Source organism: Pseudomonadota bacterium, assembly GCA_016719885.1.
Lineage (GTDB): Bacteria > Pseudomonadota > Gammaproteobacteria.
Window position 1 is genome coordinate 63,496 of record JADJYF010000011.1, and the last position, 12,195, is coordinate 75,690.

Here is a 12,195-nt window from a genome sequence, read left to right on the forward strand (position 1 = left end):
GGCGCAAGCTCGACCCACGGTGACAACCGTGTGGCGGTGTGCAGTGCAAGATTGATCTCCCCTGACGCGCCTCCTATAGTCCTTGCTGTATACGGGTAGGGGTATAAAGGCGTGGTCACTTCCGCGCTCCGACCCGAGGAGGATGGCGATGGGCGACGAGTTCCCGCGCGGCCGTTCGCTGCCTGCGAAGGCGGTCGATGTGTCTTCCCGGAGGCGGTTTCTGCAGCGCGTGGCGGGCGCCGGCGCCATCGCGGTCGGCGCGCCGACCTTGTCCGCCGAAACCTTGCCAGTGCTCGAGAGCGCCCGCGTGTTGGGCAAACCGGTTGCCGCCGATCCCTATGGCGCGCCGGCAAGCTTCGAAGCCAATGTCATTCGCCGCCAGAGCCCCGGCCTCACGCGCACGGCGGAATCCTCCATCGCCTTCGCGCCACTGCAGAACCTGTTCGGCATCATCACGCCCAACGGCCTGCATTTCGAACGCGATCACAATGGACGTCCGGATATCAATCCGAGCCAGCATCGCCTCGCGATCCACGGCATGGTGGCGTCGCCCAAGCTCTACACCATGGACGACGTGCTGCGTATGCCGTCGGTATCGCGCATCCACTTCATCGAGTGCGGCGCCAACACGGGCATGGAGTGGGGCAATGCGGCGGTGCCGACCGTGCAGTTCACGCACGGCATGCTGTCCTGCGCCGAGTACACCGGCGTGTTGCTTTCGACACTGCTCGATGACGTCGGCATCGATCTAAAGCGTGCGCGCTACGTGCTGGCCGAGGGCGCCGATGGCTCCTCGCTGACGCGCACGATTCCGTTGGCCATGGCGCTCGACGACGTGATGGTCGTCTACGGTCAGAACGGAGAGATGCTGCGGCCCGAGAACGGTTACCCATTGCGCCTGGTGGTGCCCGGCGTACAGGGCGTATCGAGCGTGAAATGGCTGCGCCGTATCGAAGTGGGCGACGCGCCCTGGTACACACGCGAAGAGACCCTGCACTACAGTGACCTCATGCCCGATGGCAAGAGCCGCCAGTTCACCTGGATCCAGGAAGCGAAATCGGTGATCACGTCGCCGTCCGGCGGCATGACCTTGCTCGACAAGGGCGGCTACTACGAGATCTCCGGCCTCGCCTGGTCGGGGCGCGGACGGGTGAAACGCGTGGACGTCTCGACCGATGGCGGTCGCAACTGGCGCACCGCCAGGCTCGAAGAACCGGTGCAGCGTAAATCCCTGAGCCGTTTTCGTGCCGACTGGGTGTGGGACGGTTCACCGGCGCTGTTGCAAAGCCGTTGCATGGATGACACGGGCTACGTGCAGCCCTTGCTGCGGCAGTTGCGCGAAGTGCGTGGCACCCGGTCCATCTATCACAACAACGCCATCCAGACCTGGCAGGTGCTGGCGAGCGGCGAGGTGCGCAATGTCCAGGTGTGAGCGCCTGTTGATGATGCTGGCGCTGCTCGCCGCGAGCACGGCGCTACACGCGGCGCAGCCCTGGCATACGCTCGGCAGGCCGCTCGGCGCGACCGAGCTTGCGAGCTGGGATATCGATGTGCGGCCCGATGGCGCCGGCCTGCCGCCGGGCTCGGGGTCGGTCGCTGACGGGCAACTTGTCTACGACGAGCAATGCGCGTCCTGCCATGGCTTCTTCGGCGAGAGCAACGACTATCTCGCGCTCACCGGTGGCATCGGTTCGCTGGCCAGCAACGCGCCGCAGCGCACGGTCGGCAGCAAGCTCGATCATGCCACCACCTTGTGGGACTACATCAACAGGGCCATGCCTTTCCCGCGCGCCAAGACGCTGAGCGCCGACCAGGTCTACGCGGTGACCGCCTACGTGCTCAACCTGAACGAAATCCTGCCGGCCGACGCGGTGCTGGATGCCAAGACCCTGCCACAAGTGAAGATGCCCAATCGTGAAGGCTTCACTCTCGAGCACGGTTTCATGAGCGTCGATGGCAAGCCCGACGTACACAACAGCGCCTGCATGAAAGATTGCATCGCCGGTGAGATCATCGTGAAGTCGAGTCTGCCGGACGGCTTTGCACAGCAGATGTACGGTGACCTGGCACAGCACTTTCGTGACTTCAAGCGCGGGCCGCCGGCCGCCACCGCAACGCCGACGGGTGGTGAGGCGCTCGCACAGTCCCACGGCTGCCTGGCATGTCACGCGCTCGAACAGGCGCGTGTGGGCCCTGCGTTTCGCGCGGTCGCGAAACGCTATGCCGGCCAGGGCGATGCACTCGCGATGTTGACCGCCAAGCTGCGCGCCGGTGGCGCCGGCAACTGGGGCAGTGTCGCCATGCCGGCCCAAACCGCGATTGGCGCCGCCGATCTGGAACTGTTGTTGAAATGGGTGCTCGCCAGTGGCGCGGCGCCGTGAATCCAAGCCCGTGACGCGCGTGCCGCCCGGCACGCCTCACACCGTCATCCAAGCCGGCCCAACAAGGAGCCCGTGACCATGCACACGCGTCGAACATTCTTGCAGCGCGCAACCTACGCAGCCGTGTGCGCGTGGTTTTCCTCGGGCCTGCTGCCGCGCATGGCGCACGCCGCGGAGGCGCGCCCCGCATTCGAGGCCACCGCCGTGGCCGATGCGCTCAAGGCGCTCGGCGCCGAGGGCGCGAAGGAATCGACCGACATCACCTTCAAGGCGCCGGACATCGCCGAAAACGGCGCGGTGGTGCCGCTCGAGATCGAGAGCAGGATTGCCAACACGCGTTCGATCGCCATCCTGGTGGAAAAGAATCCGCACGTCATGACGGCACAATTCAACTTTCCGGACGGCACCGAACCCTACGTCTCGACCCGCGTCAAGGTGGCCGAGAGCTCGGTGCTCCACGCCGTGGTGAAAACCGATGCGGGGGCGTTCTACATCACCAGGTTGGTCAAGGTCACGCTCGGCGGCTGCGGCGGCTGAGCCAGGGGAGAATCGAACATGAGCGACCCGATGCGCATACGCGCCGTGCTGAGCGGCGACAAGATAGACGTCAAGATCCTGATGGCCCACGTCATGGAAACCGGCCAGCGTAAGGACGCGGAAGGCAAGCTGGTGCCGGCGCACTACACCGTCAAGGTCAGCGCGAGCTGCAACGGCCGCGAGGTGCTGGATGCCGACTGGGGACCATCGGTGTCGAAGAACCCTTATCTCGGTTTCCGTTTCAAGGGCGCGGCCAAGGGCGACAAGCTCAAGGTCACCTGGACCGATACCGCCGGCGAGTCGCGCAGCGACGAAGCGGTGATCGCATGAGGCGCCGCAGCTTGCTGGGCGCGGCGCTCGCGGCCGTCGCCGTTACTCCGGCGCTGCGCGCGGCGGACGACGCCACGCCGATCCGCGTCGTCTACCATGTCAGCGAGGGCCTCGCCCAGGCCAAGCGCGCATTGCGCCTGCTCAAGAATCATCACCAGGCCGATCCCAGCGCCAAGCTGGTGGTGGTGGCGCTCGGTGATGGCATCGAGTTCCTGTTGCAGGACGCGGTCGACGACGGCAATTACCCGTTCGAACTGCTGGTCGAACCGCTGGCGGCCGAAGGCGTCGAGTTCCGCATCTGTCGCAACACGCTGGAATCACGCAAGGTGGATCTCACGCGCTTGCTGCCCCAGGCCCAGATCGTGCCGGCCGGCATTGCCGAGATCGCGCGTCTGCAGGCGCGTGAAGGCTTCGTCTACGTGAAGCCTTGATCGAGGCGCATTGCAGGACATCATGGCCATTTCGTTCGAAGACGCATCGCCGGTGAACCAATGAACCGTCGCCAATTCCTGGAGCTTCTCTCCATCGCGGCGGCCGCCGGGCTGGATCTCGGCAGGCGCTCGGCGCTCGCGCACGCCGACGGCGGCGATTTCTACGAGCTGCCGCCGTTCGGCAACGTCAGTGTCCTGCATTACACCGACGCACATGCACAGCTGTTGCCGGTGTGGTTTCGCGAACCGTCGGTCAATCTCGGTGTCGGCGAGTGGCGCGGCAAGCCGCCGCACCTGGTCGGGCAGGCGTTGCTCGCGCATTACGGCATCGCGCCCGGCAGCCGCGAGGCGCACGCGCTCAGCTGCCTCGATTTCGAGGCCGCGGCGCGCAGTTACGGCAAGGTCGGCGGTTACGCGCACCTCGCCACGCTGGTCAAGCGCCTGCGCGCCTCGCGTCCCGGCGCGCTGCTGTTGGACGGCGGCGACACTTGGCAGGGCTCCGGCACCGCGCTGTGGACGCGCGCGGCCGACATGGTCGCGGCGCAGCTCGAATTGGGCGTCGACGTCATGACCGCCCACTGGGAATTCACCTATGGCATGGCGCGCGTGCAGGAACTGGTCGACGGCCCGCTCAAGGGACGCATCGACTTCGTGGCGCAGAACGTCGTCACCGCCGACTTCGGTGACCCGGTGTTCAAGCCCTTCGTGGTGCGCGACGTCAATGGCGTGAAAGTCGCGATCATCGGCCAGGCCTTCCCCTACACACCCATTGCCAATCCCCGCCACCTGGTGGCGGACTGGACCTTCGGCATCCAGGAAGAGAACCTGCAGAAGCAGGTCGACGACGCGCGCGCCGAGGGTGCGCAGGTGGTGGTGCTGTTGTCCCACAACGGCATGGACGTCGATATCAAGCTCGCCGCGCGGGTGCGCGGACTCGATGCCATCTGCGGAGGCCATACCCACGATGGCGTGCCGCGACCGGTGGAAGTGCGCAACGCCTCCGGCATGACCTTGGTCACCAATGCCGGCAGCAATACCAAGTTCCTGGGCGTGCTCGACTTCGACGTGCGCGACGGCCGGATTCGTGACTGGCGCTATCGCCTGTTGCCGGTGTTCGCCGAACTGCTGCCCGCCGACCCGGGCATGGCCAAGCTCATCGACGCGCAACGTGCGCCGTTCAAGGACAAGCTCGCCGAGAAACTCACCGTCAGTGAAGGCCTGCTTTATCGGCGCGGCAACTTCAACGGCAGCTTCGACCAGGTGATAGTCGATGCGCTGATGGCGGTGCAGGGCGCGCAGATCGCGTTCTCGCCAGGATTTCGCTGGGGCACGACCCTGCTGCCCGGCGATGCGATCACGATGGAGCATCTCTTGGACCAGACCGCCATCACCTACCCGGCGGTCACCGTCAACGAGTTCACGGGTGAGCGCATCAAGGCCATCCTCGAAGACGTCGCCGACAATCTCTTCAATCCCGATCCCTACTACCAGCAGGGGGGAGACATGGTGCGCGTCGGCGGTCTGCGCTACAGCTGCGATCCAAACGCGGCCAGCGGCGCGCGCATTTCTGACCTGCGCCTCGGCGACGTGCCGCTCGATGCGGCGCGTACCTACAAGGTGGCGGGTTGGGCCTCGGTCGCCGAGCAGGTTGAAGGCCCGCCGGTGTGGGACGTGGTCGCGGAGTATCTGCGTGCCCGGCCCAGCCTCGCGGCGCCGAAGCTCAACCTGCCGCACTTGCGCGGCGTCGATGGTAATCCGGGGCTGGAGTGATCGCGCGCGCGCTGATCGCGTGTTGTGTCGCGCTGCTTGCCGCCCGCGGCTGGGCCGCGGACTGGGCGCCGGCCACCGTGCCCATGCCGCTGCACCAGGTCGGACCCCACAGCTGGTATGTGCAGGGTGTGCTCGAGGAAGCATCGCGCGCCAACCAGGGCTTCATGTCGAATGCCGGCTTCGTGATCACGCCGGCCGGCGTCGTGGTGTTCGACGCGCTCGGTTCGCCGGCGCTGGGCGAACGCCTGTTGGCGGAGATTCGGCGTCACACCGACCTGCCCATCAAGCGCGTCATCATCAGCCACTACCATGCCGATCATTTCTACGGCATCCCTGCGCTGCGCGCGGCGGGCGCCGAGATCTGGGCGCCGGCGGCCGCGCGGGCTTACCTCTACAGCGAGGCTGCGGCGCGGCGCCTGGCCGAACGTCGCGAATCGCTGGCGCCGTGGTTGGGTACGGGTTTCACCCTGCCGCTGCCCGATCGCTGGGTGGCGGACGACGAGCACTTCGAATTGGGCGGCGTGCAATTCAGTCTCGTGCACGTCGGCCCCGGGCACGCGCCCGAGGACTGGGTCATGAAAGTCGCGCCCGACGAGGTCGTGTTCGGCGGCGACACGGTCTACGCCGGTCGCGTGCCCTTCGTCGGTGACGCCGACAGCGCCGGCTGGTTGCACGCCATCGAACGCCTGCTTGCCATGCCGATGCGGGTGCTGGTGCCTGGCCACGGGCCGGCGTCCTTGCAGCCGCGTGAGGACCTGACACTGACGCGCGACTACCTTGCATTCCTGCGCAGCGAAATGCAGCGTGCCGTCGCCGAGTTCCTGCCCTTCGACGAGGCCTATGCGCGCATCGACTGGCAACGATTCGCGCACCTGCCGACCTTTGATGCGGCCAATCGCGCCAACGCGTATAACGTGCACCTGCAGATGGAGCAGGAGGCGCTGGGCGCGGCCGTGTCGCCCGCCGGCGCCGAGCAATGAAACGGGAGACAGACATGGGCAATCCTGCGAACGCGGCGAACACGCTTGCCGAACACAAGCGCGGCATGATCACGCGTCTGCGCCGCGTCGAGGGCCAGATACGTGGCATCCAGGGCATGATCGAGGCCGATGCCGGCTGCGAGGCGGTGGCCCAGCAACTGGCGGCGGCGCGCCGTGCCCTCGATCGCGCGTTCTACGAAATGGTGGCCTGCTCGATGGAAGCGGAAATGGAAACCGCGGGCGACTTGTCGAGCGCCAAGGCGGCCGGCGCACAGGTGGCGAAGATCCTGTCCAAGTACGGCTGAGCGTCGCGGCGCGTCCGCCACCGGGTACGGGCGTCGTCAACAGCGTTGGCGGTCGGTGACCGCGCACGTAAGATGGCACGCGGTTACCACGCGGATGCGTAAGCGGCCATGGGCCTGTGCAAGTGCAGACAATGCGGAGAAGTGGCGCCAGCCAAGGCGTGGCCGGCGGCCAAGGAGCCGGCCTGCCCGCACTGTGGCCATGGCCAATTTTCTATTTCGTTTCCGGCCAAGGCGCCGCCGCCGGCGAGCCAGCCCCGGCCCGTCGACGGGCCGCTCGATGCCCATGGTCGACGCCGTAAGTCCATCCGCCTCGAAGATTTGACCAAGCCCGCACCGGCCGCGCCCGGCAAGGCCGGCTTCCGCGACCGCATGCAGGCCCTGCGCGAGCGGGCGCCCAAGACCGGCGGCGAGGAGTAGACGCGCCGGCGCGCCGCCCTGGCGCGACCCTATACGATCGGGGAGGGCATCCCCAGCCGTATGGCCCCTGATATCCTCCGCGTTTTCCGTCGCCAGGGCTCCTGGGAGGAGCATTACGCCATGCAAGACAATGTAGACGTCATCATCATCGGGGCCGGCATTTCCGGCCTCTACGCGCAGTACCGCATGCGCGAGCTCGGCCTCTCGGTGCAGGGATTCGAAGCCGGTTCCGATGTCGGCGGGACCTGGTACTGGAACCGCTACCCGGGCGCCCGTTTCGATTCCAGTCCTACAGCTACCAGTTTTCGTTTTCCGATGATCTCATCCAGGAATGGACCTGGTCGGAGAAGTTCGCCGGCCAGCCCGAGATCGAGCGCTACGTGAACTTCGTCGCCGACAAGTTCCAGCTGAAACGCGCCATCGAATTCAATTCGCGCGTCGAAAGCGTGGTGTTCGACGACGCCTCGCGCACCTGGACGGTCGAGACCCTGAACGGCAAGACCTGCCGCGGGCATTTCGTGCTGTGCGCCACCGGTTTGCTGTCGGCCTACCAGATGCCGCCCTATCCCGGCACCGAGAACTTCAAGGGCCAGTCATTTGCACAGCGCGCGCTGGCCCAAGGAACCCATCGACTTCACCGGCAAGAAAGTCGCGATCATCGGCAGCGGCCCGACCGCCGTGCAGATCCTGCAGACCATCGCGCCCGAGGTCGGCGAGCTGAAGCTGTTCCAGCGCACCGCCAACTGGTGCACGCCGCTGCGCAACCAGCCGGTGAGCGCCGCCGAACAGGAAGAGATGAAGGTCAAGGCCAACGACATCTTCGAGCTGTGCAAGCGCACCGCGGCCGCCTTCATCCACGATATGGACATGCGCGCCAGCACCGAGGTCACGAAGGCCGAACGCATGGCCAAGTACCAGGAGCTGTATGAACGCGGCGGCTTCGCGCTGTGGCTCGGCAATTACAACGACGTGTTCCACAACCGCGCGCTGGCCGACGAGATCAGCGAATTCCTGGCGGAGAAGATTCGCCAGCGGGTGAAGGATCCGGTCAAGGCCGAGAAGCTCATTCCCAAGAACCATCCCTATGGCACCAAGCGTCCGCCGGGCGAGAAGAACTACTACGAGGCGTTCAACCAGGACAATGTCGACGTGGTCGATCTGCGCGCGACGCCCATCGTCAAGATCACCGAGAGCGGCGTCGAGACCACCGACGCCAAGTACGATTTCGACGTCATCATCTACTGCACCGGCTTCCAGAGCCTGACCGGCGAGTTGATGCGCATCGACATCCGCGGCGAGCAGGGCGTGGCGCTGAAGGACCATTGGGCGAAAGGACCGAAGACCAATCTCGGCGTGCAGTTCGCCGGCTTCCCCAACCTGTTCGCGATCATGGGCCCGCACAATCCCGGTACGTTCTGCAACATCACCCGTTGCGTGGAAAGCAATACCGATTGGATCACGGGCTGCATCCGTTACGTGCTCGAGCATGGCTACAAGACCATCCAGGCCACGCCGGAAGCGGAAGCGGCGTGGACCGAGAAGTGTCACCAGTCGGTCAAAGGCATGCTCATCGACGAGATGCGTGACTCCTGGTTCTTCGGCAACAACAACCGTGACGGCGGCGTCGGGCAATACCTGATGTATGCCGGCAGCGTGCCGTCCTACCGCGCGCTGTTCAACGAGGTGGCGGCGAAGGGCTACGAGGGCTTCGAATTCCGCGCCTGAGCGCGGACTTCACCATCGCTTCATCGCGACGCGCAGCTGCTCTCCACGCCGCGCGTCAGGTCCAGACAACGGCCGTCGATCTCGGCGGCCGGTACCTGCAATCCGATCTGGGCCGCGAGCGTCGGCAGGATGTCGACGGTCTCGACCGCGTTGGGCTGTTCGAAACCCGCCAGGCCGCGTCGCCAGAACAGGATGGGCACGCGTCGATCGTAATCCCAAGGGCTGCCATGGGTGGCGACGTAGCCCGGCGCGGCGCTGGCGATCGGCGTGACGCGCGCTTTCAGCAACACCACGAAGTCTCCCGAACGCTCGGCATCGAAACTGGCGCGCGCTTCCTGTACGAGGCTCCACTGATCGGGCGGACCGTGCGGCGATGGCTGCGCAAGCAATTCATCGCGGGTGAAGACCGCCGCCACCTGCGGATGTTGTCGCCATGCCTGCACGGCCGCGTCGCTGACCGCGCGGCGTTGCGCGGCGTCGAGATGGCGCGCGAGGTAGACATCGCCGTTGGCGCCGTCGCCCAGCAGCACCGGTGTCGGCAGCTTCAGCCGCGCGGCGATGCGCTCGCCGAGCGCGGCCGGCAGCAGCGCATCGTCGACGCGCGCGGCGTCGACGATGGCGTTCTCGGCCGCGCGCTCCGGCGCGTCATGACCGCCGTGGTCCGCGCTCAGCATCACCAGGTAATCGATACCGCGCGCATCGAGGCGCGCGAAGAACTCGCCCAAGGCCGCATCCAGCGCGGCGAGCTGCACGCACATCTCGCTGCCCTCGGTGCCATAGGCGTGGCCTATGAGATCGGTGGCCGACAGACCGATGGCGAGCAGATCGGTGTGCGGCCCCTTGCCGAGCGCCAAGGCGTCGAAGAGGGCGCCGGCCAGGGTGAGGGTGGCGGCATCCAGCGCCGGCGATGCGCGGAATGCCTTGGCATCGCCCGCTTCGCGCGCGAAGCGCCCGCTGCCGACCTGTTGCCCATCGCGCAGCGCCACGGCGTAGTCGCGCGCCTTGCAGAACGCGGGCAACGGCAGCGGCGCGCGCGCTTCGCCGAGCTGCTGGCGCACGGCGGTGTTGACCGCGGTGACCGCCGCCGACGCCTTGGCGTCCGCGTAACTCACGAAGCCGGCGCCGCCCCACCACCAGGTCTGGTCGGCATCGGCGCCCGCCAGCAACACCGCCGCGCGATCCTTGCCGGCCACCGACACCACGCGCGTGGCGGGCGTTGCAGCTTTCATGCGCATGCCTAGCGTCGGCACACGCAGATGGCGCGTCGACACCTGGTACTGACGCGAACTGCTGCCCGGCGCCTGTGCGTCTTCGACGCAGTACACCTGCTTGTCGTCGCGCGCGAGGCCTTGGTCGAACCAGTGGTTGGCAATGATGCCGTTGCGCGCTGGCCGCGCACCGGTCAGCAGGGTCGCGTGGCCCGGGCACGTCTCGGTCGCGGCATGGCTCTGGTAGCCGCGCGTGAACACCACGCCATCCGCCAGGCGTTTCAGACCGCCGCTGAAAAACGCGCGGTACTCGTTGAACAGATCGCCCGAGAACTGATCGACCGAGATGGCGACGACGAGGGTGGGGCGAGGCGGCGTGGCCTGCGCGGGCAAGGCCGCCAACAGCCCCGCAGCAGCGCGACGCGGCGCGGAATATCCAACATGAAAGTGCCATCCGGCTGTGATTTCGCTCGAGTGTAACGAGCGACCGCGCGACAAGACAGGCGGCCCACCTGCCGCACCCGTCGCTAGGCGACCGCCACCGCCTTCCTGCGTGTCGGCAGCGCCAACACTCCCACGCCGACGAACGCCGTGACCGCACCGATGACGATGCGCGGACTGACGTGCTCGCCCAGCATCACGATGCCGAACACCACGCCGAGCAGGGGCGAGATCAAGGACAGCGGCGCGATCAGCGACACCTCGTAGCGTTGCAGCAGGTAGTAGTAGGCGTTGTGGCCGATGAGACTCGCGCCGATGGTGGTGAACATCAGCGCCGCCCAGGTGATGGGCTGCGCCTGGCTGAGGGCGGCGCCCTGTCCTGATTCGAACACCAGGCTCGCCCCGATCAGCAGCGGCGCGGTGATGAAGGCCGTCCACGACTGCAGCTGGAACATGCCGACATTGCTCAAGCTGCGCATGCACACCGCGGCAATCGCGGCCGACAGCGCCGCGCCGGCCGTGAACAGCACGCCGGTCAGGGCATCGAACACGTGCGGATCGAAACTGACGATGGTCACGCCGACGAAGGTGAGGGCGATGCCGAGCCAGCGGCGCAGGTGCACGACTTCGCCCAAGAAGAAAATCGACAGCAGCGTGGCGAAGGGCACGTTCAACTGCGCCACCACCGCCACCACCGAGGCCGCCGCCATGGCGATGCCGATGAACATCAGGCCGAAATGAAACGCGCCATTGAACAGTGCGATCACCAGCACGTCACGCATGCGACCGCGCGCCGGTTTCAGAAACGGCAAAAGCACGATGGCCAGCATGCCGAAGCGCAAGCCGGTGAAGAGCAGCGGCGGGATCTCGCGCACACCGACCTTGGCCGCCACGAAGTTGAAGCCCCAGATGGTGCAGGTCAGGAGCATGAGCGCGAGATGTCGTAAGGCCATGACGTCGATGAATCGTTTGCGGACCGAGAGCGGCGCGGGAGTATATCGACTGACACGCGTCAGTGGCTGCTGCTCGTCATGTGCGCCCGGCTGGTGACGGACGGTGCTGCCGTTATACTGCGGCCATGCGCGTGGTCGTCCCTGCTTTCGTACTATCGAAAGGGGGTGGGGCGGCGGCGCCCTGGCCACACCAGATTCGCAGGTCTTCGAGGGGGAGGCATGTCAGAGAGAACACTGCGCGGCAAGACCGCGATCGCCGGTATCGGCGAGACCACCTATTACAAGCACGGCCAGTCTCCGCACAGCGAGTTCAAGCTGTGTCTGCAGGCGGTGGTCAATGCCTGTGCCGATGCCGGCATCAGCCCGCACGAAGTCGATGGCTTCGCCTCCTATGGCGATGATCGCTCCGACGCCGGCCACCTGGCCGCCGCGCTCGGCATCAAGGAACTGAAATTCTCCAACATGTTCTGGGGCGGCGGTGGCGGCGGCGTGTGCGGCGCCATCGGCAACGCGGCGGCGGCGGTCGCGACCGGCATGGCCGATTGCGTGGTGGCGTTTCGTTCGCTCGCGCAGGGCCAGTATCGCCGCTATGGTCGCAGTTCAGCGGCCGCGGTGTTGTCGGGCGATGATTCCTTCGTGGTGCCCTACGGCATCATGTCGCCGGCGCAGCGCTTCGCCATGAAGGTCACGCGCTTCATGCACGATCATGGCATTCAC

13 protein-coding genes are annotated in these 12,195 nt (G+C 66.4%); 11 read left to right on the top strand and 2 right to left on the bottom strand.

Features of this window, described 5'->3' with window-relative positions:
• Positions 1-142: 142 nt before the first annotated feature.
• From soxC to IPM80_12670, 11 genes are all read left to right on the top strand, one after another.
• The gene (gene soxC / locus IPM80_12620; GenBank protein MBK8959247.1) at positions 143-1,432 is read left to right on the top strand and encodes a sulfite dehydrogenase; all 1,290 of its coding nucleotides are present in this window, start codon (positions 143-145) and stop codon (positions 1,430-1,432) included.
• Complete coding sequence (locus IPM80_12625) at positions 1,419-2,381, top strand: c-type cytochrome (GenBank protein MBK8959248.1); 963 nt, start codon at positions 1,419-1,421, stop codon at positions 2,379-2,381. Before soxC ends, IPM80_12625 begins: the two co-directional genes overlap by 14 nt.
• A gap of 78 nt (positions 2,382-2,459) precedes the next feature.
• Entirely contained in the window at positions 2,460-2,918 is a 459-nt protein-coding gene (gene soxY, locus IPM80_12630) for a thiosulfate oxidation carrier protein SoxY (GenBank protein ID MBK8959249.1), read from the top strand.
• A gap of 18 nt (positions 2,919-2,936) precedes the next feature.
• Positions 2,937-3,248, top strand: coding sequence for a thiosulfate oxidation carrier complex protein SoxZ (gene soxZ, locus IPM80_12635; protein ID MBK8959250.1), 312 nt, complete (start codon positions 2,937-2,939; stop codon positions 3,246-3,248).
• Entirely contained in the window at positions 3,245-3,679 is a 435-nt protein-coding gene (locus tag IPM80_12640) for a DsrE family protein (GenBank protein MBK8959251.1), read from the top strand. Before soxZ ends, IPM80_12640 begins: the two co-directional genes overlap by 4 nt.
• A gap of 60 nt (positions 3,680-3,739) precedes the next feature.
• Positions 3,740-5,449 (top strand): thiosulfohydrolase SoxB, encoded by a 1,710-nt coding sequence (soxB, locus tag IPM80_12645; GenBank protein ID MBK8959252.1) that lies wholly within the window; start codon positions 3,740-3,742, stop codon positions 5,447-5,449.
• Positions 5,450-5,532: 83 nt separating this feature from the next.
• Positions 5,533-6,429, top strand: coding sequence for an MBL fold metallo-hydrolase (locus IPM80_12650; GenBank protein ID MBK8959253.1), 897 nt, complete (start codon positions 5,533-5,535; stop codon positions 6,427-6,429).
• 14 nt (positions 6,430-6,443) lie between these two features.
• A complete protein-coding gene (locus IPM80_12655) occupies positions 6,444-6,734 on the top strand; it encodes a metal-sensing transcriptional repressor (GenBank protein MBK8959254.1) in 291 nt (96 codons plus the stop codon).
• A 141-nt stretch (positions 6,735-6,875) separates the two neighbouring features.
• Positions 6,876-7,151, top strand: a complete 276-nt coding sequence (locus IPM80_12660; GenBank protein MBK8959255.1) for a hypothetical protein — start codon at positions 6,876-6,878, stop codon at positions 7,149-7,151.
• Between the two features lie 120 nt (positions 7,152-7,271).
• Entirely contained in the window at positions 7,272-7,535 is a 264-nt protein-coding gene (locus IPM80_12665) for an NAD(P)-binding protein (GenBank protein MBK8959256.1), read from the top strand.
• Positions 7,536-7,748: 213 nt separating this feature from the next.
• Entirely contained in the window at positions 7,749-8,876 is a 1,128-nt protein-coding gene (locus IPM80_12670) for an NAD(P)/FAD-dependent oxidoreductase (protein ID MBK8959257.1), read from the top strand.
• A 20-nt stretch (positions 8,877-8,896) separates the two neighbouring features.
• Here IPM80_12670 and IPM80_12675 read toward each other — a convergent pair whose 3' ends face one another.
• Positions 8,897-10,549, bottom strand: a complete 1,653-nt coding sequence (locus tag IPM80_12675) for an alkaline phosphatase family protein (GenBank protein ID MBK8959258.1) — start codon at positions 10,547-10,549, stop codon at positions 8,897-8,899.
• Between the two features lie 62 nt (positions 10,550-10,611).
• Positions 10,612-11,478, bottom strand: coding sequence for an EamA family transporter (locus IPM80_12680; GenBank protein MBK8959259.1), 867 nt, complete (start codon positions 11,476-11,478; stop codon positions 10,612-10,614).
• Between the last annotated feature and the right edge of the window lie 717 nt (positions 11,479-12,195).